Here is a 24775-nt window from a genome sequence, read left to right on the forward strand (position 1 = left end):
CTGGCGTGGCAAACTCTTTAAAACTGAAATTCCTGCCATTAAGTAAATGGTAATAACATTCAAACGAGGGAAGATTTATATGGCCGATTTCGATGCCCAAGTCCGTGAAAGCCAAGAGCAAGTCGCTGAAGCGCAATCAAAAATTGCGGAAATGACCAGCAAGATCGAAAGCGCCCGCGCCAAGTTGCAAGCGGGTGACGTGCTGGAACTGGACATCGAGAACGCGTCATTGGAAGACGTCCACGCGCACACCGCCGCCATGGACGCGAACATTGCCGAGCTGATCATGGGGCTGGACGACGTGACCTCGGGCTTTTCCGAAGATTTCTCCGCCATGCGCGAGAAAACCGGCTGGGAGAGCTTCGTCGGCATCTTCTCTAAGGGTAAATCCGAGAGCCTGCGTCAGGAGCGTATGCGCACGGCGTCGATCGACGACAAGCTGCAAGACCTGATTGGCAAGTCCGACACCATCGTGGCACTGCTGCAAGGGCAGCTGGCTTTGCTCAACGAGCAAAAGGAAAAGGTGGAAACCAACCTCACCGCCACGCTGGACGACCGCGAATTTACCGTGGGCGAGCTGGAGGCCCTGCGGGCCGAGATCGTGGCGATGGACCCTGCGATCATCGAGTTGGAGAACAAGATCTCCGTCGAGCAGGACGCCGCCGCCCGCACCAAGCTGGAAACGCAACTGGCGGAGATGAACTCCAAATACAACGAGAAGGTGCAGGCGGAGCAGGTGAAGCTCGCCAAGAGCCAGACGCTGGAGCGCTATATCGAGCAGGGCAAGACCTGGATCGACTCGCTGCAAAATCAGGCGGCGACGCAGATGGTGCTGATCAACAAGCTGGAGACCGACACCAAGCAACGTGTGGTGCTCTATGACGCGCTGACCAAGTCGTTGAAAACGGCGCAGCAGCAGGATGTGGCGCACAAGATCAACGAGATTGGCGTGAAAACCGACCAAGAGGCGCAATCCGCCATGGCCGGCATCGGTGCCGCCACCAACGCGCGCATGTCCGAGATGATGGAGGCCCACGAGGACCAGATGGTCTTCGCCAGAAAGGTTTTGGAACAGAAGGCGAAGGCCGACGAGCGGTTTGCGCGGCGCTTCGAGAAGATCGTCGAGAAGCACGACAAGAACCTGTATGGGGCTTGAGCTTACGGGCTGGAGGAAAATTTGCCTGATAGGTTTAGGCTGCATGGCGGTAGCAGGCATTTTTCCCTTGGTGATGACGTCTTCACTGCTGCCAATTTCAACTCCACTGCCGTTCGGGCTATATTTTCTGGTGATGGCTGTTGGTTTTACATTCTGGGTATTGTCGATGCTTACGGGGATCGCTGGAGCGGTAATGTTCGTAGTCGGGGGTGTTATGGCGATTTTTGAAGTGGTGATGAGGATTAAAGCGCGAGATAATGACTGAAGACCTCAACCTCACCGCCGACCACTCCGGCTTGACCGATGACCTCGCGGCGCGGCGCTACTTTGCCAAGTTCGAACGGATCACCGGCCATTTGGCCCGCGTGGCCGCCGAGATGGAGGTGGAGCGGACGTTCTCCAAAGCGGATGTTGGCATCATCTCGGAATATGTGGCGCGGATTGCGCAGACGTTTCGGGCGCTTAGCCACAAGTATTTGCTGACGGGGCGCGATACCGGCGTGTTCTTCGGCTCGCTGTCGATTGACCGCCACGAGAGCGGGTTTCCGGTCTTCGCAGAGCCGATGAAGATGGCCAACGACGCGCAGCAGGCCAAGGCGCATCTGTCGGGCATGCGCTCGGTCGAGGAGTTGAAAGACGAGATGGTGCGCCAGATTGTGGGCGACCTGACCGTGCCGACCAAGCTGCAATACGCCATGTCGCAGCGGCTGTATTACGAGGCGTTGGCCAAGGGCGGGCTGTTCTGGGCGACCAATGATCCGCAGGCGTTGTGGACCGGAAACACGGACGAGCGGCGCAGTTATCTGCTGCATTGGGCGGTCTATGACAGCCAGCAAAACGTGCCGACGATCTACCTGATGGATGTCGAGGACACCGGCGAAGTGGCGCTGCCCAAAGACGCGCGGCGCTGGCCGTCGGCGCAGGCGCATCTGATGGCGCAAGGCTCGGCTGGGTTGAAGCTGTTGACCATTGCCCAAGGGTTCGACCGCGATTTCGACGACCTGCACCCCAAGCGGCTGCGGCGCATTCATGTGGGGCCGATGTATTCCTCTGCGTTCACCATGCAGACCGGCCCGATCCGCGAGGTGCTGGAAGAGGCGCAAGGCCCTGTGGGTGAGGATTGGACGTTGGCCTGGACGGTCGAGGACCTGCATTCCGAGCGCACGGAGATGGAGAAGAAGGGCTGGTTCAGCACTGTTGAGCGCGAGATTTTCAAGCTCGACCCGTTTGGCGGGCGCGGGGCAGAGACGGGGACGACGAGCATCGAACGCTCGATCATTCTGCCGCAACGCCCGTTTCAGGTGCTGGCCGAGAAGAACCCCGCCGGATTTCATGACGTGCGCAAGTTCGTCGTCAGCCCTGCGGGGCGTGTTGTTTCTTACAGATAGCGCGGGGGTTTACCCGCCAACGGAGATAGAATGAGCCAATCAGCCGATTTGATGGAATTGACCGAAGAGGACATCCGCAAGCATTACGCGGCGGCGGTGGCGATGCTGGAGGGCGTGGACCACACGCCGCGCATCGCGAAGGCGAAAGAGGCCCCGCAGGCGGAGAAATCCGCAGGGCTGGGGACGCGCCGCCGGTTTCGGTCGACCACGCCCGGTCTGGTGACCCGCTCCACCGCGCGACCCGAGGGCGTGCGTTTGATCGAACGGGTGGAAGGCGTGGGCGAGGATGTGTTGCCCTCCGCCGTTCAGGCCAGTGTGTTGCGCGGCCTCCGCCGCGCCTTGGCGATTGCCTTGGCGGCGGGCGAGGCGTTTTCGGAGGCTACGGGTCTGGCGGAATTGAAGAAGGAAAACCTCGCAGGCCGCGTCGCGGAAGCCCGCCGCGCGGAGTTCGGGGAATTGCTGGCGGCGGAAGCGCTGGCGGTGCTGTTTACCTTCGCCAATGCCACCTCGTTCCTGCTGGCGTCACAGGCCAGCGAGGTATCGGTGGAGATTGGCGGAGTAGAGGAAATCCTGTCAGACAACGCGCAACTCGCCTTGCACGGCGCGTTGTGGGAGCTGGACCAAGACCTGACCCTGTTCGCCAGCGACGACGCCAAGCTGGTCGCAACCGTGCTGGCATATGCCGAGCAGATGATGGAAAAGGTCGCCCTGCGCGCGCAGAACACGCCGCGCTTGCAGGCGTTCAACTCGGCCTCCTACCGCGTCGAGGCGGACAATCTGACAATCAACGGCTTCACCCCTGCGCACGCGGCGAAGGGCACCAAGCTGACGATGACCTTCAAGAAGCCGAACGAGGTTGTCGGCAACCATATCGCAAAATACCAGTCGATGAAGCTGGCCAAGATGCTGATGGCCTACGACTTCGACCGCAAGCTGAACCCGTTTGCGGAGCTTGGCGGCTTCATCTTCACCTTCATGGGCGACGGCGCGCCGGGGACGGGGAAGACGACGCTGATCCAGATGATGGCGGGGCTGATCTCGGGCTATTGCGAGACGGCGGGCTATCCGTTCCGCTATCAGAACCTCTCGACCGATAACATCGACAGCTATCAGGGCAAGTCCGGCCAGAACGCCAAGGCGTTCATCAACAACGTGATCGACCCCAACGTGATCGGGTTCGGCACCATCGACGACATTGACCAGTTGGCGGGCAAGCGCGGTGACCGGCAGTCGAGCGCGGGCCAGTTGGAGATCACCGCCGTGCTGATGGAGTCGTTTGCGGGGGCCAACACCGTAGTGCGCGGGAATTGCACCTTCGGGATGTTCTCGAACTACCCCGAAAATGTCGACGACGCCCTGCGCCAGCGGGCAGGCGCTCGGTTCCTTGTGGACGGGCCGATCACGCGGGACGACTACATCGACATTCTGGCGCTGCTAATGGGCAAGAACCACGACATCCCCTTGGGCGACCACACGGTCTTCGCCGCGCAAGAGATCAAGAAGGCCGTCGCCGCATCGTTCGAGGGGCACTCGAAGCCGCATGAAGACGGGCTGCTCAGGGTCTATGAGCGGGTGTCGAAAGACATCGGCAGCTTGGATACGATTGCCAAGCTGGGGACGTATCTCAAAGGCATCCAGGAGGCCGACCACCGTTTCACCGGCCGCGCGATCAAGAACATCACCGACGCCGTGAAGGTGCGGGCGATGGACTTTGAGCTGCCGGACGAATGGATGGAGGAGCCGGACCTGTTCCTGTTCAAATCCTATGACGAGAAGAAGGGCATGATCGAGGAGCTACGCCAGCCGATCACAGTCGACATGGTGATCCAGGAAATCAACCGCTACGCCGATAGCGAATTCCGCTATGCCGACAAGTCCGACGAGGTGGCGATTGCCAATATGGTGCGGGAATTCGGGCTGAATGAGGAAGCGAAGCGGCGGTATTTGGAGGGGAAGAATGGCTAGTGATTATACGCCTGGTTGGGATGCGAAGGCGATTTCTCGCATTGCGAAAGAGCATTTTGGTGGCTGGACGCAAATGTTTGAAAGCCATGGTTGGCCAGAGCGCGGTGTTAAAATGATGCCATCGGTTCAAAGACATGTGGCTGAGACATATGGCTCAATTTTGGCATTCACTGAAAAATATGAGCCAGCTGGCGAAATCAAAGAATGAAGATTAATCGCCAAACATCTGCGTTTACGCGAATAGACTGCTAAACCCATGCGTAAACTCCTCCTCCCGATCCTCATCGCCCCCATCCTGCTCGCATGGGCGGTGACGGCCTACCTGTTCGGCGCGCTTACGCCCTCGGGCGCGAACTATGCGGGGCATACGGAGGGGTTCGGGGAGATGTTCCTGAGCTTGTCGATCATGTTCTGCATCGCCATATGGGTAGGGGCGCTGTTTAGTTACTTGTTAATCTATCGCCGCGGCGATGGGACGGAGGGGCCTGACCAATGATGCGTTTGATCGAAAAGGGCCTGATGTATGGCAACCTGTTCCATGTGAATGGGCAGGCGATGGCGGACCGCTACAACCGGGCGCTCAAGCATCTGACGGGCAAGGAGACGGCGCTGACGGATTTCCACGTCGATATCTCCGGCTACGCGCCGGAGGTGGGGGAGGAGTTGGGCGACCATCTGTATCTGAACCCCAAGGGCTGCAACCGGCAGTTTATCCTGCTCTCGACCGAGCAAAGAACCGCGCCGTTACTGGAGGCCAAGTTCTCCACCTCGCGCGGAATATTGCGGCAGTTCATCGACGCCAACGAGGCGCAGTTGTTCGCCCTGACCGCGCGGGATGCGGTGGCGGGGGAGTTGGTGAACTCGGTCTACAGCGTGACCAAGCCCGCGCATTTGTTCGACATTCGCAAGATACGGGTGGAGGCCGACACGACCTCCGGTGTGGTGGCGGATGCGGGCAAGCTCGACGGGATGATCGCGGAATTCCGCGAGCGTGACGACGCGTGGTGGGACGATGTGCTGATCGCGGATATGATCAAGCTGGCCCATAAGACCGGCGACGTAACGCGCGTGCCGATCAAGCTGGGCCATGCCGAATACGAGCAGGGGAACTTCTGGACCGCGCATTTCGGCGGGCTTTACGCCTTCCGTGATGTGGAGAAACCCGCGGTGATTTCCATGTCGGAGGATGATCTGGGCAATCTGCCCGTGGGCCAGGGCGGGGCGGCCATCGGCGCGTCGGAGCGCACGAAGATTGCCAAGTTTCTAAACGACAACGAACTGGTCGAGCCCATCGTCAAGGCGCGCGGCGTGGATGCGGTGGCGATCCTGCGCCAGAAGCTGGATTTCATTGTTGTGGATGTGGCCGCCACAATGGAGGCCGACCTGAGCCAAGTGCGCCGGACCGACCTGCGTTCCTTGGCGCGGCGCTATTCGGACCTGCTTCCGCCGGAGTTTCACACTCTGGGCAAGCTTTTGCGCTGGGCGGAGGGGGGCGGGGCGTGGCCGCGCATCTCGTCCAATGATCCCGCCTATTTCTACACGCTCAGGGCCAAGCCGCACCCCGACCGTGATCTGGTCAATATGCTTTTGGCGGAACTGGCGCCGCTGGATGTGCGCCAGTTGTTCATCTGCCATAAGGAGCTGTTCTACGCCCGCTATCGTGGCTGGCCGGACCAGAAGAAGACCTTTGTGGCCGATTTCCTTGCGCGTGAGTATATGGTGGACAAGGCAGGCGCACGCGAAGCCTTGTTCGGCAGCGGCGACGCGCCTATGGAGGAGCCGCTCCAGCCCGAGGAGCCGCGCGACGTCGTCGCCAGGGTCGGGCCATGGGGCGCGGTGAGGAGAACGCGATGATTTTTGCGCTACTACGTCTGACGGTGATGGCCTTCATCGTGATGCTGATCGTCTACTTCATCCTGTCGGCATGGTCGCGCTCCGTCCGGCGCGGCAAGTTGGCGGAGGAATGGGACGAAGAAATCCGCGCAGGGGACCGCGATGAATTCATCGAGAAGGGGCTGGCGGAATATGACGGCTCGCTGCGGCGCAAACTGATTTTGGGCGTCTTCGTGGTGCCATACCTCGTGATCGGCGTGCTGGTCTACGTGGTCAACTTTCAATAAGGAAACCTGCAGATGTTGCGTTGGGTCAAATACACAATCGTCGTGCTGTTCTGGCTGCTGGTGGCCTCCGTGCTGCATTACACCTTGCCGCAACGCGATGTCGTGCGGGTGGTCGGCACGTTCGAGCAGCGGATCGACTATGGCGAGAATTCATGGTTCTGGGCCTCCGGCGACTCCGGCAGCGATGTGACCGGCACCAACCGCGACGTGCTGTTCATCCAGACGATCCGTCAAAATGGCAAGCCGATGGTTTACCGCAACGAGGACACCAGCTGGGGCTGGCCGCCCTATTTCAAGTTCGACACCAAGAACCTGCAAACCGAAGCGGCGGATTTGATCTCGACCAAGGCGGACCCGCAATGGGCGGTGCTGACGCATTACGGCTGGCGCAACGAGTTCTACTCGATCTTCCCGAACGCTGTTGGCATTCGTGCGACGGACGACCCGGACGCGACGCTGATCCCGTGGTTGAACATCGTTATTCTGGTGATATTGGCTGGCATTTGTCTGGGGCTGTTCCGCCTGCTGCAATGGTTCAAGCGCTCCAAGATCGATCCGATCGCCGAGAGCGTCGGCGAGACTTGGGATTCAGTGGATGACTATGCGGACGAGCGGCGGTCAGGCTTTCGGGCGTGGCTCGACACGTGGAAGGGCAAGCCGCGTAGGTAGCAGCGCGGGGCCAAAGTCTCCGGGAGACTTTGGGGTCAAACTTTCGGTGAAAGTTTGACGCTGCGCTATTCGCCGTAGGGCACCCAGATGTTTTTGACCTCGGTCGCCGCTTCCAGCATCGCCTTTGGGGAGGCGGGCGCAGGCGCGATCAGGGTGCGTTTCAGATTGCCGGCTGATGCGGCTTCGATGGTTGCCGCATGGCTCGGGTCGGAGAAACTCCAGACCGCGTCAATATCCATATGCGCGCCCATATGTTGCGCGACGTCCTTGTGGTCGCCCGTCAGCAAGTTTACGACTCCAGCGGGAACGTCAGAAGTCTCCAGTACCTGAATGAAATCTGTTGCGGCCAGCGGGAACACCTCGGAGGCGGCGGCGATCACACGGTTGCCCATCGCCATCGCGGGGGCGATAACCTCGACCAATCCCGCCAAGGGGCGCTGGTCGCATAGGGCCGCGATCACGCCGACGGGCTCTTTCATCGCCAAGGCCACACCGCGGATCGGCACGCCATGCACCTGACCATCGAACTTGTCGGCCCAAGCGGCGTAGGTGAACAGCGTCTGGATTGCGCCTTCGACCTCGTCTTTGCCCTGCTTTCCGGTCATCGTCTTGATGCGGTCGGCGAACTCGCCTGCGCGGGCAGACAGGTTTTCGGCCATGTAATACAGAATCTGCGCGCGCAGGTGGCCAGTGGTTTTGGACCAGCCTTTCGCGCCATGCGCGGCTTCCACCGCATTGCGCAGGTCCTTGCGGTTGGCGAGCGAGACCTCGCCCAAGGCGTTGCCCTTGGGGCCGTAGACCACGCGGGAATAGCCGCCGTCAGGTCGCGCCTGCTTGCCGCCGATATAGAGCTTTGCGGTGCGGTCAATGGGATCGGACAAGCCGCCCTTGCCCTCAAAGGCCGTGACTGGCTTGGCCGGTTTGGGAGTACCCTTCAGCTTGCTGTAGCCGGACAGCCCCTCCCATCCGCCTTCGCGCCCGAAGCCGCTTTCGCGCACGCCACCGAAGCCTGCGGCGGCGTCCATCAGGTTGGTGGAGTTCACCCAGACGATGCCGGAGACCAGCTTTGGCGCCACGTCCAGCGCCAGATTTATGTTTTCAGTCCAGACAGTTGCCGCCAACCCGTAGCGGGTGTCGTTGGCCATGGCGACCGCCTCGGCCGGGGTGCGGAAGGTGGTGGAGACCAGCACGGGGCCGAAGATTTCCTCCTGCATCAGCTTTGACGAGGTCGTCAGGCCGGTGATCAGGGTCGGCGGGTAGAAGCAGCCTTCGGGGGCGGTGGTCTGGTAGGTCTCGCCCTCGTCATTGGTGGCGACCATATCGGCGATCGTGGCGCGCTGGATCGGGTCGACGATAGCGCCGACGTCGATGCATTTGTCCAGCGGGTCGCCGATGCGCAACCCGTCCATGCGGGATTTCAGCTTTGTGTAGAAGGTGTTGGCGACGCCTTCCTGCACCAGCAGGCGTGAGCCTGCGCAACAGACCTGACCTTGATTGAACCAGATGGCGTCGACCAAGCCTTCGACGGCGCTGTCCAGATCGGCGTCGTCGAAGACGATGTAGGGGGACTTGCCACCCAACTCCAGCGATAGTGCCTTGCCGGAGCCTGCCGTAGCTTTGCGGATGATGCGGCCCACTTCGGTGGAACCGGTGAAGGCCAGTTTGTCCACATCCGATGCGGTGATCATTTCACCCACCGCGCCGTCGCCGGTGATGATGTTCACGACGCCTTTGGGCAGGCCCACCTGATCGCAAATCTCTGCAAAGAGCAGCGCTGTGAGCGAGGTGTATTCGGCTGGCTTCAGCACCACGGTATTGCCCATCGCCAAAGCGGGGGCGATCTTCCATGCCAGCATCAGCAGCGGGAAGTTCCATGGAATGATCTGGCCGCAAACGCCCAATGGTTCGCGGTCGGGCAACTCGGTTTCCATCAGCTGGGCGAAGCCTGCGTGATGGTAGAAGTGGCGTTGTGCCAAAGAAATGTCGATGTCGCGGGACTCGCGGATGGGTTTGCCGTTGTCAAGTGTCTCCAAAACGGCGAACAGGCGCGAATGTTTCTGCAACGCGCGGGCCAATGCGTAGAGGTATTTTGCGCGGGTGTGGCCGGATTTCTCCCATGATTTTTGTGCCTTACGTGCCGCGCTTACGGCTGCGTCCACGTCTTCAGGGCGGGCCTGGGACAAGCCTGCCAGCACCTCACCGGTGGCTGGATTTTTCGACGTAAAGTCCTGCGTGGGCTTGGTAAATTCGCCGTCGATGAAATGGCCGAACTGGCGGTTCTTGCTGTCGAGCCATGCCATCGCCTCGGACGCGCTTTCGGGGGCGGGGCCATAGTCCATCGTCTCTAGAATGTTTTTTACGGTCATGTTTTTAGCCCATTGGGTGGCGGTAGGAGGCGGAGTAGGCGCCGGTGATGTGATGCTCTAGCTGACGCTCGATGTCGTTTAGCAGCGACGACGCGCCGAAACGGAATAGGTCCGGTTGCAGCCAGCGGTTGCCCAACTCGTCCTTCATCAGGGCCAGATAGGTGATCGCGTCCTTGGCCTTGGAGATGCCGCCTGCGGGCTTGTAGCCGACATGGTAGCCGGTGGCGTCGAAATAGTCGCGGATGGCGCGGATCATCACGAGGCTGACGGGCAGGGTCGCATTGACGCTTTCTTTACCCGTCGATGTTTTGATGAAATCCGCACCGGCCATCATGCAAATCAGCGACGCGCGCGCCACATTCCGAAGGGAGCCCAGCTCACCAGTTGCCAGAATAGCCTTCACATGGGCGTCGCCGCAGGCTTCGCGAAATGCTTTCATCTCGTCATAGAGCGCTTGCCAGTTTTGCGTCAGCACATGGCGGCGGGAGATGACGATGTCGATCTCGCGCGCACCGGCCTTCACGCTCTCCTCGATCTCGGCCACGCGCAGGTGGAAGGGGGAGAGGCCGGCGGGGAAACCCGTGGACACCGCAGCCACAGGGATGCCGGAGCCTTGAAGCGCGTCCACGGCGGTTTCGATCATGTCGTGATAGACGCAGACGGCGCCTGTCTGGATGCCGCTGACGCCCAAGGCGTCTTGGATATCTGCGCGGATCGGCTGGCGGGCCTTGGCGCAAAGCCTGCGCACGCGGCCCTCGGTGTCGTCGCCGGACAGGGTGGTCAGGTCGATGCAGGTCACGGCCTTCAAAAGCCACGCGGCCTGATAGTCCTTCTTGACGCTGCGGCGGCCGGGCAGGGTCGCGGCACGGCGCTCGATGGCGGAGGTGTTGGCCTGCACCCGCGCGACCCGGTCAAGGTCCAGCGGCAGCCCTGGATTGCGGGGCAGATGCAGTTGCGGCAGTTGCGTCTGGGTCGATGTCAGGGTGCTCACGGGCAGCGTCCTTCGCGGATGTGAAGCTCGAAACGTGGCACGGGAGGGCATTGGTTGCAAGTCGCTGCGAGCCTTCCCAAGCGGGAGCCTGCGCGGTAGGACAGGGCTGGAATAGCACTAGGGGATTCTGCCATGACCATCGACCGAACCGTAAAAATCGCGCCTTCCATTCTGGCAGCGGATTTCGCCAATTTCGGTGCCGAGATCGACGCGGTGGAGGCGCAGGGCGCGGACTGGATCCATGTGGACGTGATGGACGGGCATTTCGTGCCGAACCTGAGTTTCGGGCCTGCGACCTGCGCGGCGATCCGGCCGCATATAAAGACGGTGATGGATGTGCATCTGATGATCGCGCCTGTCGATCCGTATATCGACGAGTTCGCCAAGGCAGGCGCGGATATCATCACCGCCCATGTCGAGGCGGGGCCGCATATTCACCGCACCTTGCAGGCGATCCGCGCAGCGGGGGCGAAGGCGGGCGTGGCGCTGAACCCCGGCACACCGGCCTCGGCGGTGGCGCATCTGCTGGACGTGGCGGACATGATCTGTGTGATGACGGTTAACCCAGGTTTTGGCGGGCAGAGCTTCATTCCGTTGGAAGGCAAAGTGGCGGAGTTGCGCGCGATGATCGGCGACCGTCCGGTGCATATCGAAGTGGATGGCGGCGTGACGCCGCAGACGGCTCCGGGCTTGGTTAAGGCTGGCGCCGATGTGCTGGTGGCAGGCTCGGCGGTGTTCAAGGGCGGCTCGGTCAGCGATCCCGCGCCTTATGGCGAGAATATCCGCGCGATCCGCGCATCCTACGCCTAGAGATGTAGAAAGAACGGGTCGCTGTCGGCCCAGTAGCGCCCAAGATCCCGGCCGGTGGGCGCGAAGTTGCCCCGCAGTTGCAACGCGAATAGGTCGCTGCCCAACAGGGCCGCAACGCGTAGCGTGTTTTGCACTTCCGGATGGCCGTCGGGGTTGTCGCCGAAGACACGCTCTATCGCATGGGACGCGCTGACGAGCACGAAGATCATTTGTGCGCCCGTCGCGTCGGGCCACTGCTTTGCCATATCGCGCACCACCGCGCGGTAGCCGTCGGGCGTGTCGGAGACCTGCGCAATGGCAAAGTCGATCATTGTGTCGATCTGCTCAAGGCTCACGGGGGTGGTATTCCAATCGTCAAAAGCCGTGTGCGCTCACGGCCAACCGGCCCAATGCGTGACAGCGAAGCATTACAAATCTGTTTTCCCTCACGGGACAATGCCGCGAACTTATCCGAATGTTGAAACAAATCAATGGGGTTAGGCGCGATGCACAGCGAATCTGATCTGATGCGCAGAACTCCGCCTTTCCCTTGCGCGTCGCGCTGCCTACAACTGCACGGGAATGTTACCGGAGGACATATGCCTGCAATCGTATCTGCCAAAGACGTGGTAAAAATCTATGACGGCGGGTTCGAGGCGCTGAAGGGCGTATCGCTGGATATCGAGCAGGGCGAAATTCTGGCGCTGCTGGGGCCGAACGGCGCGGGCAAGACCACGCTGATTTCGGTGATCTGCGGGATGGTCAACGCGACCTCGGGGAAAATTACCGTGGGCGGGCATGACATCGTGGACGACTTCCGCGCGGCGCGGCGGCTGATCGGGTTGGTGCCGCAGGAAATCGCGCTGGAGCCGTTCGAGAAGGTGATCAACTCGGTCAGGTTCTCGCGCGGGTTGTTCGGCAAACCGCGAGACGACGCGCATATCGAACACATCCTGCGCCAATTGTCGCTGTGGGACAAGAAGGACGCCCGCGTCAAGGAACTGTCGGGCGGGATGAAGCGGCGGGTGCTGATCGCCAAGGCGCTGAGCCATGAGCCGCGCGTGCTGTTTCTGGACGAGCCGACGGCGGGCGTGGACGTGGAGTTGCGCAAGGACATGTGGGACATCGTGCGCGGACTGCGCGCGGATGGGGTGACGATCATCCTGACCACGCATTACATCGAAGAGGCGGAAGCGATTGCCGACCGCGTGGGCGTGATCAATGGCGGGGAAATCCTGCTGGTCAGCGACAAGGCGGAACTGATGACCCAGATGGGACGCAAACAGTTGCGGATCGACCTGCACGAGCCTGTGGGTAAGGTGCCGGAGGCGCTGGCGTCCTATGATTTGGAGATCGGCCCGGACGGGCGGAGCCTGATCTACACCTACGACACCAAGGGCGAGCGGACCGGCATCACCGCGCTGCTTGGCGATCTGGCGGCGGAAGGGCTGGTGCTGAAGGACGTGTCGACCTCGCAATCCTCGCTGGAGGATATTTTCGTAGGCTTGGTGGAGGGCGCGGCATGAATTTCACGGCGATCAAGGCGATTTACGTCTTTGAGATGACGCGGTTTTTCCGGACGTTGTTGCAGAGTTTCGTGTCACCGGTGCTGTCCACCTCGCTTTATTTCGTGGTGTTCGGCACGGCCATCGGGTCGCGGATCAACATGGTGGAAGGCGTCAGCTATGCCGCGTTCATCGTGCCGGGGCTGATCATGCTGACTGTGATGACGCAGAGCACGGCGAACGCGTCGTTCGGCATCTACTTCCCCAAGTTCATCGGCACCGTTTATGAACTGCTGTCGGCGCCGATTTCGTTTCTGGAGATCGTTATCGGTTATGTGGGCGCCGCCGCCAGCAAGGCGTTTCTGGTGGGGTTGATTATCCTCGGCACGGCGCATCTGTTCGTGGACCTGACGATTGCGCACCCTGTCGCCATGCTGGCGTTTCTGGTGATGACGTGTTTCAGCTTTGCGCTGCTGGGGTTCATCATCGGCATCTGGGCAAAGAATTTCGAGCAGCTGCAGCTGATCCCGCTTTTGGTGATTACGCCCTTGGTGTTCCTTGGGGGGTCTTTCTATTCGGTGTCGATGCTGCCGCCGGTGTGGCAGACGATCACCATGTTCAACCCCGTCGTTTATCTGATCTCCGGTTTTCGCTGGGCGTTTTTCGGAACTGCGGATGTGTCCATCGGGTTGAGCCTGCTCGCCATCGCGCTATTCACCGGCATCTGCATCGCGGTGATCGGATGGATATTCAAGACGGGCTACAGGCTGAAAAGCTAGGGCGCGTGGCGATTCTGTGATGCAAGCAACCGCATGGCGGGGCCGAAATCCTTAACGTGGCGGAAGTTCGCCTATGGGGTGTGGAGTGACCGGGCAGATGTGGTTTGCGGGTCAACATGCTGATAATAAATACAAAAAAGTATTTCGATATCCCCGACTTCGGCCTGCGTGCGGTTGGGATGCGTGGGGCGTTAAGGAAACGTAAACGCTTTATTAATCATTTAGGCTGACCTTTAAGTCAGCTTAAAGATTGGAAGCCAAGTATTAACAAGTTCGCCTTTGTGCGATGATTTCGAGAGTGAGGACGCCATGCCAACTGCTGCGACTACAAGCCTTACACCCAATGAAAGCCTGTCGGTGACAGTGGTCAAAGAGGGCTTTGACAGCTTTCGGGTATCGTCGCTCGAACTGGTGTCCGACGATATCGCCAACAGCTACTCCTTCCGCAAGGGCAGGCCGTTGGATGTCGTGTTTGTCCCGGAATTTGCGCGCACGCTGCTGACCCTTCTTCTACGCACCCCTGTCGAGGACGAGGCCGTGCTAATGCCGGATTTCGCCTTTTCGCACACAGGCATCGGCCTGTCGGGCCTGAGCCTTCACGCGGAACCGGACGGGCGAGTGATAGTCATGCGCTTCAAGCGCTATGTTGGCGATATGCGAAGGGTGCTGCAATTTGAGCAGTCAACAGAGCTGTCACCCGCAGATATGCGGGAGCGGATCGCGGTGGATGTGCTCGAAGACATTATCTCGCCGATTTTCGACATGCTGGCGCTGGCCGATATGGGCGGGCGTGACGTGCTGAACCTGCATGCAGACGCCATCGCGGCGCGACTGGACAAGGTGGCCGCACAACAGGAGGAACTGAAGTTCTTCATCGGCCTGTTGAAACGCTATGTGGCAGGCTGTCAGGAAGATGCCGCGCTGGCGGGTTGGAAGCCCAGCAAGGATGTGGTGCCGTTGAAGCGGCATGGCAGCGTTTAGCGTTTTCCGCCGGTATTGATCGGTGCAGCACCCGTAAACGGGTCTTGCGCATAGCCCACGCCTGCCAGATACAGCCCGGCCGCCGGACAGACCGGCCCGCAGGCCGCACGGTCGCCGGCGTCCAGCGCGTGCTTCATCTGGATCGGCTTCCATGAGCCGCAGCCGACACGTTCCAGCGAGCCGACGAAGCTGCGCACCTGATTGTGCAGGAAGCTGCGGGCGCGGATGGAGAAGTGGTATTCGGCACCGTAGGGCACGGCGACTTCCTCGATAGTCAGCTCGTCAAGGGTTTTAACCGGCGACAGCGCCTGACAGGTCGACGACCGGAAGGTCGTGAAGTCATGCTGGCCGATGAGATGCTGCGCTGCCTCGCGCATGGGGGCGACGTCCAGCGGGTAGTTGATTTGCCAGACGAGGCCTTTGTCGTGGGTCGCAGGGGCGCGGCGGTAGAGCAGGCGGAACCAGTAGCGCCGCTCGGTCGCGTCGAAGCGAGCGTGCCAGTCGTCGGAGACTTTTGCAACCTCAAGAATGGAAATCGGGTGTGGCTTGAGGTGGTAGTTCAACGCCTCGTTCAGACGAAAGACCTCCCAGTCGCGTGTCAGGTCCGCATGGGCCACCTGCGCCAAGCCATGCACGCCCGTGTCGGTGCGCCCTGCGGCGGCGATCTTGTCGAAATCGGGCTGGAGCTTGCGCAAGGCATCCTCGATCGCGCCCTGCACGGTGGGTTGGCCGTCTTGGCGTTGCCAGCCGTTGTAAGGCTGGCCGTTATATTCGATTTTCATTGCGTAACGGGGCATGGCCCTCAGGTAGCCTGACTGCGGCGCGGTGCCAAGGGCCTACACATGGGCTCGCGCGCGTCCTATGTAGGGATGAACAACCCGAGGGACGCACTTGATACTTTACGATATTGTGGATGGCATCGGCCGCACGGTGGAGGGCGCGACCCAGACTGTGACAGGCGTGTTCGAACCGACGATCCGGCTGGGTGTGACTGGCCTCAGCCGTGCGGGCAAGACGGTGTTCATCACCTCGCTGATTGCCAACCTGATGGACCGCGCCCGCATGGGGCAGCTTCGGGCGGCGGCCGATGGGGGTATCCAGACGGCGTATCTGCACCCGCAACCGGACGACACGATCCCGCGGTTCGATTTCGAGACACATCTTGCCGCGCTGACAGGGGCGGAGCCGCACTGGCCTGTGTCGACGCGGTCCATTTCCGAGTTGCGCTTGTCAATGCGGGTGCAGCCGACGGGGCTGATGGGCATGGTGTCGGGGCCGCGCACGATGCATCTGGATATTGTGGACTATCCCGGCGAATGGCTGCTGGATCTGGGCCTGATGGACAAGAGTTATGCCGAGTGGTCGGAGGAGGCTTTGAGCCGTGCCGACGGGCGGGACGCAGGCGCGGCCTTTGTCGCGCTGGCACGGTCGACCGACGGCGGCGTGAAGCTGGACGAGCCGCAGGCGAAGCGGTTTGCGGAGGCCTACACCGCTTATCTGGCGGCCATTCGGGAGGCGGGGTATTCGGATTACACGCCGGGTCGGTTCCTGCTGCCGGGTGATCTGGAAGGCTCTCCGGTTTTGACCTTTGCGCCGATGCCGGTGCCGGAGGTCTCGAAGCGCGGATCGTTGTATCGTGAGTTCGAACGGCGGTTCGAGGCGTATAAATCCAAGGTGGTGAAGCCGTTTTTCCGCGACCATTTCTCGCGCATCGACCGGCAGGTGGTGCTGGTGGACGCGTTGGGCGCGATCCATGCGGGACCGCAGGCGGTAGGCGATCTGCGCAGCGCGATGGCGGATATTCTGGGCGCGTTCCGGCCCGGCGCGAATGCGTGGTTGTCACAGATCCTGTTCGGCAAGCGGGTGGAGAAAATCCTGTTCGCGGCAACCAAGGCGGACCATTTGCACCACTCGCAACACGGGCGGCTGACGGCGATCATGGAAGCGCTGTTGCGCGAGGCGCGGGACCGCGCGGATTTCGCCGGAGCCAAGACGCAAGCCATGTCGATTGCCTCTTTGCGGGCGACGACGGAGGACCACTTGCAAGGGCTCGACGTGGTGCGCGGGCGGCTGATGGAGACCGGCAAGCAGGCGGCGTTTTATCCCGGCGAGTTGCCCTCGGACCCTGCCAAGATCATCGGGGCCGCGCGGGGCGGGGCGGAGCGTTGGCTGGATGCGGAGTATTCGGTGATGAATTTTGCCCCTGCGAAGTTGAACTTGGCACCGGGCGAAGGCCCGCCGCATATACGGCTGGACCGCGCCGCAGAATTCCTGATCGGAGACCGCTTGAGATGAGCAAACGCCCTGTATTGATCGAACTGGACGAGCCTGCCGATGTGACGCCTGCGACTGCGCCGGTAATCGCCGACGAGATGCCGCAAGGCCGTGCGATGAGGTCCGTGGCGGCCTTGGCGGCGCGCCGCCCGTCGCGGCTGGCGCGGTTCTTCTGGTCGGCTCTGCTGGCCTTGGTCAGTTTCGTGGCAAGCGTCGCTGCATGGGATTTCGTCACCGGATTGCTGGCGCGCAGCCCCGTTCTGGGCGCGATTGCGGTGGGGCTGACGGGGCTGTTCTTGCTGGCCTTGCTGCTTGTCGCGGGCAAGGAATGGCTGGCCATCGGGCGGCTGAAGAAGATCGACGGGCTGCGCACGGAGGCGGAGGCGGCACTGGCGACGGGCGATTTGAAAGCGGCGCGTGGGGTGTCGGCGCAGTTGTTGGTTTTATACGCCAATCGGCCCGAGTTGGAGGCGGGTCGTGCGGCAGTGACAGCGCGGGACGGCGACGGGTTCGATGTGGATGCGGTACTGGGTGAGGCGGAGACGCATTTGCTGGCCCCGCTGGACGCGCTGGCGCGCTTGGAAGTCGAAGCGGCGGCGCGGCAGGTGGCGACGGTGACGGCGATTGTGCCGCTGGCCTTGGCCGATTTAATCGCGGCACTGACGGCCAATTTGCGGATGATCCGCCGGGTTGCGGAAGTGTATGGCGGCCGCTCCGGCACATTGGGAAGCTGGCGGCTGACGCGGGCAGTGCTGACGCATCTGGTGGCCACGGGGGCGGTGGCCGTGGGCGACGACCTGATCGGCTCGGTCGCGGGCGGCGGCGTGTTGTCGAAACTGTCGCGCCGCTTTGGCGAGGGCGTGATCAACGGGGCTTTGACGGCCCGCGTGGGGGTGGCGGCGATGGATGTGTGCCGACCGTTGCCCTACGGGACGCAAGACAGACCGTCTGTGACGGGGCTGGTGCGGCGGGCGTTGACGGGCTTGTTCCCGACGTCTTGAGGGATTGCGCCTGACCTTCGGTCAGTCGCCAGAGCGGGGGCGCTGCCCCCGCACCCCCGAGGTATTTATCGAAAAAAGAAGTGTCAGACGCGTGGGGTGAGTGAAGCCATGGGCGGGATCATGTCTCCGCGCACCAGACGGGTCAGCAGGCGCGGGACCGGCGGGAGTTGACTGACGGGGAACAGGACGTGGTCGCGCAGAGTGGGGAGCCAGCGGCTGTCGGACTGGTATTGCGGCGTGAAGGCCCACGACATCGCCTGATAGATGCGCACATGCCACCGTCGCGCCATAGCATAGGCGGGCAGGGCGTCTTGCAAGCCGTGCTGGGCGAGGGCTTTGGCCAGCGCGGAGGCGTCGAGCATCGCCATATTGGCCCCTTGACCCAGTTGCGGCGACGCCTTGTGGGCGGCGTCGCCGATGATGGCGAGGTTTTCGGCGTAGGGTTTGCGCAGGGTCCCGTGGGCGTAGCGGGCCATGGTCATCTGGTCGTGGCGGGTGACTTGCCGGAAGATTGGGGTGGCCTCGGGCCAGAGTTTGGCGATTTCGGCGTGCCACTCGTCAAGCGGGGTTTCACGCCACGTCGCATGGGCATCGCGCGGCATGGACCAGAAGATCGCGGCTTGCGGGATGTCGGAGCCGGGCAGGGTGCCGGACGGCATGATGCCGATCATCCGGTTGGCGCGGCGGTAGGTTTGGGTGAGCTGATCTTGCGGCAACCCGCACTCGACCCACGGTACGGTGCCCCAGATCGCGCCATAGGGCAGCGGCTTGGCCTCGATCGGCGAAAGCGGGGAGGACACGCCGGAGCTGTCGACGGCCAGATCGAAAGGTCCGTGCGGGTCATGTGCGTCGAAATGCAAGTAGGCGTTCTTGTAACTCGTAACCCGATGCGACGGGGTGACTGTAACGCCTGCCTGTTGCGCGGCCTGGTGGATCACGTCAAACAGGCTGGCGCGGTGGATGGCGAGGCCGAAATTTGCCCCCTCGGGATCGTGGTCATAGGTGACGTCGAGGACGCGGAGGCCGCTGTTGGCCTCGTGGCCGAGCATCCGGCGCAGCGGGTTGCCTTTGGCACGAGCGGCGTCGAGCGCGCCGATCTCTGCCAGCACTGCTTGCCCCACGGGCTGGATCACCAGACCGGAGCCCACTGGGCGCGGCGCGGCGAACTGGTCGAAAACAGTGATGTCGTGGCCTTGGCGGGCCAGAAGGGCGGCGGCAGTCAGGCCGCCGATACCGGCGCCGACGATGGCGATTTTATATCTCATGGCGCGCAACCTATGCGGTTAAGTTGCGGGCGTCATGGGATAAATGCGCGCAGTCAGAGGCTGGGCGGCGCGTTTGCGGGGGCACGCAAATCCTCGACCCCCATGCGCAGCCCGCGTGCGATGCGGTGCGCCAGCGCCGAGAAGGCGCGGGCGGTGTCACGGGGCAGTTCTGCCGCGAGGGTGGTGTCGAACAGATAGAGCCAATGGGGGAAATGCTCGCCCTTCACGTCGCGGGCGGCCATGTGCTTTTGCATCGGGTTGCCGTCATAGCTGCGCTCGCGAAGGATCGCGTTGCGCCAGAAGCGGGCGATCTTTTCCTCGTGCTCAGGCCAGCCATCCGCTGGTACATGGGCAGCAAATACTGGACCGATCACCGGATCGGTGCGGACTTTTGCGTAGAACTTCGTGACGACCTGGTCGATTTGGGCGGGCGTGATGTCAAAACGCGGTGGTTGGGCAGTCAAAGAATAATCCATAGGATGGGAAGCAGGATACACAGGTAGACCAGCATGTTGAACATGGAGCGGATCAGCCCCATGTCGTCGGCGGGCGGCACGCCCATCATCTCGCAGATTTTGGTGCCGGGCCAGAGAAGGACGTCCGCTATTTTGTCTGCTGTGGACTTTTGTGCCATTGCTGCGCTTTCTATAATGCGTATTGCGGATGCGGATTATCTAACGCTTTTAATTGCGCATTGCAAATGCTAATTAAAGCCCATGCAACTGGACAAGTTCACCGATTACGGCCTGCGCGTGCTGATTTACCTGCGTCTGTGCGGCGCGCGGAAAGCCTCCGTGGCCGAGATCGCGGCGAAGTTCGAGTTGTCGGAACATCACCTGTCGAAAGTGGCAACGGCGCTGGTGGCGGAGGGTTTTGCACGGTCGACGCGGGGCCGGGCGGGGGGGTTGAGCCTCGCCAAACCCGCCCAAGACATTCGGATCGGCGCGGTTGTGCGCAGCTTGACGCGGAACCTTTCCGTGGCAGAGTGTTTCGCGGGCAATGGCGCATGTGCGATCATGCCGGCCTGCGGGTTGCGCGGGCCGCTGGCCGAGGCGCAGGATGCGTTTTTCGCGGTGCTGGACGGCTACAGCCTGGAAGATGTCAGCGGGCAGGGACCGGCCTTGGCGCGGCTCTTGGGGCTGGAGGTGTCAAGCGCACTGGACGAACCGGCTCGCCCAAGTCTATAAGCGCCCCATGACCTACATTCGTGTCATCATTCGAATTATATCCCCGGCGCTCTGATCGAGATGAGACGCCGGGCAAAGGTGTTTGAGATGCTCGCACCGACCCCAATCAGATTTGCAAATCCGACGACAAAGGACGCCTGACATGTGCGCCGACACCACCGAGACCGTTTCCTACAAAGACACGCTGAACCTGCCCAAGACCGACTTCCCGATGCGCGCGGGCCTGCCCAAGCGCGAGCCGGGCTGGCTGGAACGATGGGCCAGGATTGGCGTCTACGAGAAGTTACGCGAAAAGGCGAAAGCCGAGACGCGGGCTCCGTTTACGCTGCATGACGGCCCGCCCTATGCCAACGGGCATCTGCATATCGGCCACGCGCTGAACAAGATCCTGAAAGACATGGTTGTCCGCTCGCAGCAGATGATGGGCCGTGATGCGCGCTACATCCCCGGCTGGGATTGTCACGGCTTGCCGATCGAGTGGAAGATCGAGGAGAAGTACCGCTCCAAGGGCCTCGACAAAGACGCCGTGGACGTGGTGGAGTTCCGTCAGGAATGCCGCGAATTTGCTGCGGGCTGGGTGGATATCCAGCGCGAGGAGTTCAAGCGGTTGGGTGTTACCGGCAACTGGGACGACCCCTATCTGACGATGAACTACCACGCCGAACGGGTGATCGCGGAGGAGTTCCAGAAGTTCCTGATGACGGGGACGCTATACCAAGGCTCGAAACCGGTGATGTGGTCGCCGGTTGAGAAGACCGCTTTGGCGGAGGCTGAAGTCGAGTATCACGACCACCAGTCGCACACGATCTGGGTGAAGTTCCCCGTGGTGGGTCTGGCCGGAACCGAGGCGCTGGTAGCGGAAATCACCGGCGGGGACGACAGCAAGACCGCCACCGCCGCGCAGGAGATCGGCGCGGAATTTGCCAACACCAACGTGGTGATCTGGACGACGACGCCTTGGACCATCCCGCAAAACCGTGCGGTGTGTTTCGGGCCTAAGATCAGCTACGGGCTGTATAAGGTGACTGAGGCCGCCGAGGACAACTGGGCCAAGGTCGGCGAGAAATACCTGATGGCAGATGCGCTTGCCGAAGACATCTTTGGCCAAGCCCGTGTTGACGCCTACGAGCGTCTGCGCGACGCGTCTCCGGCTGTTTTGGAAGCACTGACCTTGAAGCATCCGCTGCGCGGCGTGCCGGATGGTCAGGGCGAGTGGGACTACGACGTGCCACTGCTGCCGGGCGATCATGTGACCGACGAGGCGGGCACGGGCTTCGTTCACACCGCACCAAGCCACGGTGACGACGACTACCAGATCGGCCTCAAATACGGCCTGCCAATGACGTATAACGTGATCGAGGACGGATCTTACCGTGCCGACCTGCCGCTGTTTGGCGGTAAGCGTATCCTCAAGCCCAACGGCAAGGAGGGCGACGCGAACAAGGCGGTGATCGACGTGCTGGCTTCGGGCAACCTGCTGATGGCCCGCGGGCGGCTGACGCATAGCTATCCGCATTCGTGGCGCTCCAAGGCTCCGGTGATCTACCGCAACACGCCGCAATGGTTCGCTGCCATCGACCGTGAAGTGGGCGACGGGCAGGACACCTATGGCAAGACCATCCGCGAGCGGGCGCTGCGCAGCATCGACGAGTTGGTGACGTGGACGCCGCAAAAGGGCCGCAACCGGCTGCACGCGATGATCGAGGCGCGGCCCGACTGGGTGCTGTCGCGCCAGCGTGCGTGGGGTGTGCCGCTCACTTGCTTCACCAAGAAAGGCGCTTTGCCGGATGCCGACGACTTCCTGCTGCGCAATGAAGAGGTTAACGCGCGCGTGCTGGAGGCCTTCGAGGCCGAGGGCGCGGACGCGTGGTACAAGGACGGTGCGAAGGAGCGGTTCCTTGGCGGCATCGTGAACCCTGACGACTACGACCAGGTGATGGATATTCTGGATGTTTGGTTCGATTCCGGCTCCACCCATGCGTTCACCTTGCGCGACCGCGAGGACGGCTCGGAAGACGGGTTGGCGGATCTGTATCTGGAAGGCACCGACCAGCATCGCGGATGGTTCCATTCGTCCATGTTGCAGGGCTGCGGCACCATCGGGCGCGCGCCTTACCGTGGCGTGCTGACCCACGGGTTCACGCTGGACGAGAAGGGCATGAAGATGTCCAAATCGGTCGGCAACACGGTGGCCCCCGAAAAGGTCGTGCAGCAGTACGGCGCGGACATCCTGCGCCTGTGGGTCGCGCAATCCGACTATACGGCGGACCTGCGGATCGGGGATGAAATCCTCAAAGGCGTGGCAGACAGCTACCGCCGGTTGCGCAATACGATGCGCTATATGCTGGGCTCGCTCAACGACTTCACGGAAGCCGACAGGATCGAGCCTGCGGAAATGCCGGAGCTGGAGCGCTGGGTGCTGCACCGCCTGTCCGAGTTGGACGAAGTGGTGCGCGAAGGCTACGCCAAATACGACTTCCAAGGGGTCTTCCAGGCGCTGTTTACCTTTGCCACCGTGGACCTGTCGGCGTTCTATTTCGACATCCGCAAGGACGCGCTCTATTGCGACGGCGACACTGTGCGCCGCCGCGCGGCCCGTACCGTGCTGGACATCCTGTTCCACCGCCTGACCACATGGCTTGCACCGGTTCTGGTGTTCACCTGCGAGGAAATCTGGCTGGAACGCTTCCCGGGCGACGAGTCCTCGGTGCATCTGGTGGATATCCCCGAGACGCCCGCCGCATGGCGCGATGCGGAATTGGCCGCCAAATGGTCGACGGTGCGCCGCGTGCGTCGCGTGGTGACGGGTGCTTTGGAAGTCGAGCGGACGGCGAAGGTCATCGGCTCCTCGCTGGAAGCGGCGCCGACTGTGTACGTCAGTGAGGGTGCCGCAGAGGTTCTGCGCACGGTGAACTTCGACGATATGTGCATCACCTCCGGCATCACGGTCACAACCGACCCTGCACCCGCCGGAGCCTTCGCCTTGGAGGATACCGACGGCGTGGCCGTGGTGTTCGACAAGGCCGAGGGCAATAAGTGCCAGCGCTGCTGGAAGATCCTGCCGGATGTGGGGACGCACACTCATGAAGGTGTGTGCCAGCGCTGCGATACGGCGCTGGAATAAGATGGGCGACGGGGCGCGAGCATGGCTTGACAGCCCCGTCGGACCGCTCTCCCTGACGGAGCGGGACGGGGCGATTGTTTCACTGGATTGGGACCGCTCCGGCAGCAATGTCGCAGAGGGCGTTCTGGGCGATGCGGTGTCGCAGCTAAAGGCTTATTTCGCGGGCGACAGGCAGGCGTTCGACCTGCCACTGAAGCCGCAAGGGTCGGAGTTTCAACAGAAGTTCTATGCCGCGCTCTGCGCCATTCCCTATGGCGAGACGCGGACCTATGGCGATCTGGCGGACGCCTTGGGCGTGTCTGCCCAAGCCATCGGGCAGGCCTGTGGGGCGAACCCGATTGCGATACTGATCCCGTGTCACCGCGTTCTGGCGGCCAATGGATTGGGCGGCTATTCCGGCGCGGGCGGGGTCGAGGCGAAGGTCGCGCTGCTGAAGCTGGAAGGGGCTGCGTCGCTGCTGATCTAGCCGTCTTTGCCGTAAACCAGCTGTTGGGCAACGCCGGCAAACAGCAGGTAGATGGACGTCACGACCAGCCCCCAATGCGCCCAGCTTTGCGGGTCGAAATCCACCCATGCGGCCCAGCCTGCGAAGAAGGTCCACGCCAGTGCGGCGGGCAGGGTGACGGAGCGCCAACGCTCGGTGCGGACGGGGTGGACGAATTTCAGCGGCAGGAACATGGCAATGGCAAGCGCACTTACGAGCACCAGAATGATCCAGAAATTCGGCTGCAACGCGAAGACGACGATGGCCACCATGTTCCAGCAACCGGGGAAGCCGGAAAAGGAATTGTCCTTTGTTTTCATCCGTGTATCGGCGAAGTACAAGGCCGATGTGAAAGTGATGACGATGATGACGAACCAGCCGGTCCAGCCTTCAAACAGCCCTGATTGGAACAGCGCGAAGGCGGGGATGAACACATAGGTCAGGTAGTCGATGATCAGATCCAGCAGCACCCCGTCGAATTGCGGGGCGTATTTCTGAACGTGATATTTGCGCGCCAGCGGGCCGTCGATGCCGTCCACACCAAAAGCCACCACAAGCCAGACGAACATGATCGCCCATTCATGCTCCACGGCGGCAAGCATTGCCAGCATGGCGAACACGGCCCCGGTGGCGGTCAGAAGATGGACATTTAGGGCTTTGATCTGAGGTGTCATGGCCCCTCATGGCCCAAAGTGACGCAAATTGTAAAGTGCAAGGCGCGGTCAAGCGGA

At 61.8% G+C, this 24775-nt stretch carries 26 protein-coding genes; 18 read left to right on the top strand and 8 right to left on the bottom strand.

The window, feature by feature from the left end; genetic code table 11:
• The first annotated feature begins 79 nt into the window (after positions 1–79).
• Genes THALAR_RS00235 through THALAR_RS00275 form a run of 9 tightly spaced genes read left to right on the top strand, consistent with a single transcriptional unit; the run spans position 80 to position 7298 of the window.
• A complete protein-coding gene (locus THALAR_RS00235) occupies positions 80–1156 on the top strand; it encodes a coiled-coil domain-containing protein (protein ID WP_021099437.1) in 1077 nt (358 codons plus the stop codon).
• Positions 1146–1421, top strand: coding sequence for a hypothetical protein (locus THALAR_RS00240; protein WP_040816905.1), 276 nt, complete (start codon positions 1146–1148; stop codon positions 1419–1421). The genes THALAR_RS00235 and THALAR_RS00240 overlap by 11 nt, the downstream gene beginning before the upstream one ends.
• Positions 1414–2544 carry a hypothetical protein gene (locus THALAR_RS00245; protein WP_021099438.1) on the top strand — a complete coding sequence of 377 codons (1131 nt, stop codon included), beginning with the start codon at positions 1414–1416 and terminating at the stop codon, positions 2542–2544. The genes THALAR_RS00240 and THALAR_RS00245 overlap by 8 nt, the downstream gene beginning before the upstream one ends.
• Before the next feature lie 30 nt (positions 2545–2574).
• Positions 2575–4509, top strand: a complete 1935-nt coding sequence (locus THALAR_RS00250; RefSeq protein ID WP_021099439.1) for an ATP-binding protein — start codon at positions 2575–2577, stop codon at positions 4507–4509.
• On the top strand, positions 4502–4717 hold the full coding sequence (locus tag THALAR_RS00255; protein WP_021099440.1) for a hypothetical protein: 216 nt from the start codon (positions 4502–4504) through the stop codon (positions 4715–4717). Before THALAR_RS00250 ends, THALAR_RS00255 begins: the two co-directional genes overlap by 8 nt.
• 48 nt (positions 4718–4765) lie before the next feature.
• The gene (locus THALAR_RS00260; protein WP_021099441.1) at positions 4766–5005 is read left to right on the top strand and encodes a hypothetical protein; all 240 of its coding nucleotides are present in this window, start codon (positions 4766–4768) and stop codon (positions 5003–5005) included.
• Positions 5002–6363 carry a DUF6638 family protein gene (locus THALAR_RS00265; protein ID WP_021099442.1) on the top strand — a complete coding sequence of 454 codons (1362 nt, stop codon included), beginning with the start codon at positions 5002–5004 and terminating at the stop codon, positions 6361–6363. Before THALAR_RS00260 ends, THALAR_RS00265 begins: the two co-directional genes overlap by 4 nt.
• Entirely contained in the window at positions 6360–6629 is a 270-nt protein-coding gene (locus THALAR_RS00270; RefSeq protein WP_021099443.1) for a hypothetical protein, read from the top strand. The genes THALAR_RS00265 and THALAR_RS00270 overlap by 4 nt, the downstream gene beginning before the upstream one ends.
• 12 nt (positions 6630–6641) lie before the next feature.
• The gene (locus tag THALAR_RS00275) at positions 6642–7298 is read left to right on the top strand and encodes a DUF1523 family protein (protein ID WP_021099444.1); all 657 of its coding nucleotides are present in this window, start codon (positions 6642–6644) and stop codon (positions 7296–7298) included.
• Positions 7299–7363: 65 nt separating this feature from the next.
• Here THALAR_RS00275 and THALAR_RS00280 read toward each other — a convergent pair whose 3' ends face one another.
• Both THALAR_RS00280 and deoC read right to left on the bottom strand, forming a co-directional pair.
• On the bottom strand, positions 7364–9664 hold the full coding sequence (locus THALAR_RS00280) for an aldehyde dehydrogenase family protein (RefSeq protein ID WP_021099445.1): 2301 nt from the start codon (positions 9662–9664) through the stop codon (positions 7364–7366).
• Positions 9665–9668: 4 nt separating this feature from the next.
• Entirely contained in the window at positions 9669–10655 is a 987-nt protein-coding gene (gene deoC, locus THALAR_RS00285) for a deoxyribose-phosphate aldolase (protein ID WP_021099446.1), read from the bottom strand.
• A gap of 132 nt (positions 10656–10787) precedes the next feature.
• On the opposite strand from deoC, the gene rpe reads away from it, so the two are divergent.
• Positions 10788–11465, top strand: coding sequence for a ribulose-phosphate 3-epimerase (rpe, locus tag THALAR_RS00290; protein ID WP_021099447.1), 678 nt, complete (start codon positions 10788–10790; stop codon positions 11463–11465).
• On the opposite strand, the gene THALAR_RS00295 is transcribed toward rpe, so the two are convergent.
• Positions 11462–11800: a hypothetical protein gene (locus THALAR_RS00295; RefSeq protein WP_021099448.1), complete on the bottom strand. Its 339-nt coding sequence runs from the start codon at positions 11798–11800 to the stop codon at positions 11462–11464. The genes rpe and THALAR_RS00295 overlap by 4 nt on opposite strands.
• A gap of 243 nt (positions 11801–12043) precedes the next feature.
• Here THALAR_RS00295 and THALAR_RS00300 point away from each other — a divergent pair, with 243 nt between their 5' ends.
• The 3 genes from THALAR_RS00300 (at position 12044) to THALAR_RS00310 (ending at position 14709) form a co-directional block, all read left to right on the top strand.
• Positions 12044–12970 carry an ABC transporter ATP-binding protein gene (locus tag THALAR_RS00300; protein ID WP_021099449.1) on the top strand — a complete coding sequence of 309 codons (927 nt, stop codon included), beginning with the start codon at positions 12044–12046 and terminating at the stop codon, positions 12968–12970.
• The gene (locus THALAR_RS00305; protein WP_021099450.1) at positions 12967–13728 is read left to right on the top strand and encodes an ABC transporter permease; all 762 of its coding nucleotides are present in this window, start codon (positions 12967–12969) and stop codon (positions 13726–13728) included. The genes THALAR_RS00300 and THALAR_RS00305 overlap by 4 nt, the downstream gene beginning before the upstream one ends.
• A gap of 309 nt (positions 13729–14037) precedes the next feature.
• Positions 14038–14709 (top strand): hypothetical protein, encoded by a 672-nt coding sequence (locus THALAR_RS00310; protein WP_021099451.1) that lies wholly within the window; start codon positions 14038–14040, stop codon positions 14707–14709.
• On the opposite strand, the gene truA is transcribed toward THALAR_RS00310, so the two are convergent.
• The gene (gene truA / locus THALAR_RS00315) at positions 14706–15506 is read right to left on the bottom strand and encodes a tRNA pseudouridine(38-40) synthase TruA (RefSeq protein ID WP_021099452.1); all 801 of its coding nucleotides are present in this window, start codon (positions 15504–15506) and stop codon (positions 14706–14708) included. The two genes, THALAR_RS00310 and truA, sit on opposite strands and share 4 nt — an antisense overlap.
• Before the next feature lie 94 nt (positions 15507–15600).
• Between truA and THALAR_RS00320 the strand changes: the two genes are divergently transcribed.
• Entirely contained in the window at positions 15601–17004 is a 1404-nt protein-coding gene (locus tag THALAR_RS00320) for a YcjX family GTP-binding protein (protein WP_021099453.1), read from the top strand.
• The gene (locus tag THALAR_RS00325) at positions 17001–17984 is read left to right on the top strand and encodes a YcjF family protein (protein WP_021099454.1); all 984 of its coding nucleotides are present in this window, start codon (positions 17001–17003) and stop codon (positions 17982–17984) included. Before THALAR_RS00320 ends, THALAR_RS00325 begins: the two co-directional genes overlap by 4 nt.
• An 83-nt stretch (positions 17985–18067) precedes the next feature.
• On the opposite strand, the gene THALAR_RS00330 is transcribed toward THALAR_RS00325, so the two are convergent.
• The 3 genes from THALAR_RS00330 to THALAR_RS18510 are packed head-to-tail and all read right to left on the bottom strand — an operon-like array spanning position 18068 to position 19883.
• Entirely contained in the window at positions 18068–19249 is a 1182-nt protein-coding gene (locus THALAR_RS00330) for an FAD-dependent oxidoreductase (RefSeq protein WP_021099455.1), read from the bottom strand.
• 53 nt (positions 19250–19302) lie between these two features.
• A complete protein-coding gene (locus THALAR_RS00335; protein WP_040816910.1) occupies positions 19303–19725 on the bottom strand; it encodes a group III truncated hemoglobin in 423 nt (140 codons plus the stop codon).
• Positions 19710–19883, bottom strand: coding sequence for a hypothetical protein (locus tag THALAR_RS18510; RefSeq protein ID WP_021099457.1), 174 nt, complete (start codon positions 19881–19883; stop codon positions 19710–19712). Before THALAR_RS18510 ends, THALAR_RS00335 begins: the two co-directional genes overlap by 16 nt.
• Positions 19884–19965: 82 nt before the next feature.
• Here THALAR_RS18510 and THALAR_RS00340 point away from each other — a divergent pair, with 82 nt between their 5' ends.
• The 3 genes from THALAR_RS00340 (at position 19966) to THALAR_RS00350 (ending at position 24026) form a co-directional block, all read left to right on the top strand.
• On the top strand, positions 19966–20436 hold the full coding sequence (locus tag THALAR_RS00340; protein WP_021099458.1) for an RrF2 family transcriptional regulator: 471 nt from the start codon (positions 19966–19968) through the stop codon (positions 20434–20436).
• 142 nt (positions 20437–20578) lie between these two features.
• Entirely contained in the window at positions 20579–23560 is a 2982-nt protein-coding gene (gene ileS, locus THALAR_RS00345) for an isoleucine--tRNA ligase (RefSeq protein ID WP_021099459.1), read from the top strand.
• Positions 23520–24026, top strand: a complete 507-nt coding sequence (locus tag THALAR_RS00350; RefSeq protein ID WP_083483367.1) for a methylated-DNA--[protein]-cysteine S-methyltransferase — start codon at positions 23520–23522, stop codon at positions 24024–24026. The genes ileS and THALAR_RS00350 overlap by 41 nt, the downstream gene beginning before the upstream one ends.
• On the opposite strand, the gene THALAR_RS00355 is transcribed toward THALAR_RS00350, so the two are convergent.
• Complete coding sequence (locus THALAR_RS00355) at positions 24023–24718, bottom strand: CDP-alcohol phosphatidyltransferase family protein (RefSeq protein ID WP_021099461.1); 696 nt, start codon at positions 24716–24718, stop codon at positions 24023–24025. The two genes, THALAR_RS00350 and THALAR_RS00355, sit on opposite strands and share 4 nt — an antisense overlap.
• Between the last annotated feature and the right edge of the window lie 57 nt (positions 24719–24775).

Source organism: Litoreibacter arenae DSM 19593, assembly GCF_000442275.2.
Classification (GTDB): Bacteria; Pseudomonadota; Alphaproteobacteria; order Rhodobacterales; family Rhodobacteraceae; genus Litoreibacter; species Litoreibacter arenae.

Bases quoted from the DNA above. Each gene is read 5' to 3' on its own strand.
- THALAR_RS00235 (WP_021099437.1), top strand. From the start codon at position 80: ATGGCCGATTTCGATGCCCAAGTCCGTGAAAGCCAAGAGCAAGTCGCT.
- THALAR_RS00240 (WP_040816905.1), top strand. From the start codon at position 1,146: ATGGGGCTTGAGCTTACGGGCTGGAGGAAAATTTGCCTGATAGGTTTA.
- THALAR_RS00245 (WP_021099438.1), top strand. From the start codon at position 1,414: ATGACTGAAGACCTCAACCTCACCGCCGACCACTCCGGCTTGACCGAT.
- THALAR_RS00250 (WP_021099439.1), top strand. From the start codon at position 2,575: ATGAGCCAATCAGCCGATTTGATGGAATTGACCGAAGAGGACATCCGC.
- THALAR_RS00255 (WP_021099440.1), top strand. From the start codon at position 4,502: ATGGCTAGTGATTATACGCCTGGTTGGGATGCGAAGGCGATTTCTCGC.
- THALAR_RS00260 (WP_021099441.1), top strand. From the start codon at position 4,766: ATGCGTAAACTCCTCCTCCCGATCCTCATCGCCCCCATCCTGCTCGCA.
- THALAR_RS00265 (WP_021099442.1), top strand. From the start codon at position 5,002: ATGATGCGTTTGATCGAAAAGGGCCTGATGTATGGCAACCTGTTCCAT.
- THALAR_RS00270 (WP_021099443.1), top strand. From the start codon at position 6,360: ATGATTTTTGCGCTACTACGTCTGACGGTGATGGCCTTCATCGTGATG.
- THALAR_RS00275 (WP_021099444.1), top strand. From the start codon at position 6,642: ATGTTGCGTTGGGTCAAATACACAATCGTCGTGCTGTTCTGGCTGCTG.
- THALAR_RS00280 (WP_021099445.1), bottom strand. From the start codon at position 9,664: ATGACCGTAAAAAACATTCTAGAGACGATGGACTATGGCCCCGCCCCC.
- rpe (WP_021099447.1), top strand. From the start codon at position 10,788: ATGACCATCGACCGAACCGTAAAAATCGCGCCTTCCATTCTGGCAGCG.
- THALAR_RS00300 (WP_021099449.1), top strand. From the start codon at position 12,044: ATGCCTGCAATCGTATCTGCCAAAGACGTGGTAAAAATCTATGACGGC.
- THALAR_RS00305 (WP_021099450.1), top strand. From the start codon at position 12,967: ATGAATTTCACGGCGATCAAGGCGATTTACGTCTTTGAGATGACGCGG.
- THALAR_RS00310 (WP_021099451.1), top strand. From the start codon at position 14,038: ATGCCAACTGCTGCGACTACAAGCCTTACACCCAATGAAAGCCTGTCG.
- truA (WP_021099452.1), bottom strand. From the start codon at position 15,506: ATGCCCCGTTACGCAATGAAAATCGAATATAACGGCCAGCCTTACAAC.
- THALAR_RS00325 (WP_021099454.1), top strand. From the start codon at position 17,001: ATGAGCAAACGCCCTGTATTGATCGAACTGGACGAGCCTGCCGATGTG.
- THALAR_RS00330 (WP_021099455.1), bottom strand. From the start codon at position 19,249: ATGAGATATAAAATCGCCATCGTCGGCGCCGGTATCGGCGGCCTGACT.
- THALAR_RS00335 (WP_040816910.1), bottom strand. From the start codon at position 19,725: ATGGATTATTCTTTGACTGCCCAACCACCGCGTTTTGACATCACGCCC.
- THALAR_RS18510 (WP_021099457.1), bottom strand. From the start codon at position 19,883: ATGGCACAAAAGTCCACAGCAGACAAAATAGCGGACGTCCTTCTCTGG.
- THALAR_RS00340 (WP_021099458.1), top strand. From the start codon at position 19,966: ATGCAACTGGACAAGTTCACCGATTACGGCCTGCGCGTGCTGATTTAC.
- ileS (WP_021099459.1), top strand. From the start codon at position 20,579: ATGTGCGCCGACACCACCGAGACCGTTTCCTACAAAGACACGCTGAAC.
- THALAR_RS00350 (WP_083483367.1), top strand. From the start codon at position 23,520: ATGAAGGTGTGTGCCAGCGCTGCGATACGGCGCTGGAATAAGATGGGC.
- THALAR_RS00355 (WP_021099461.1), bottom strand. From the start codon at position 24,718: ATGACACCTCAGATCAAAGCCCTAAATGTCCATCTTCTGACCGCCACC.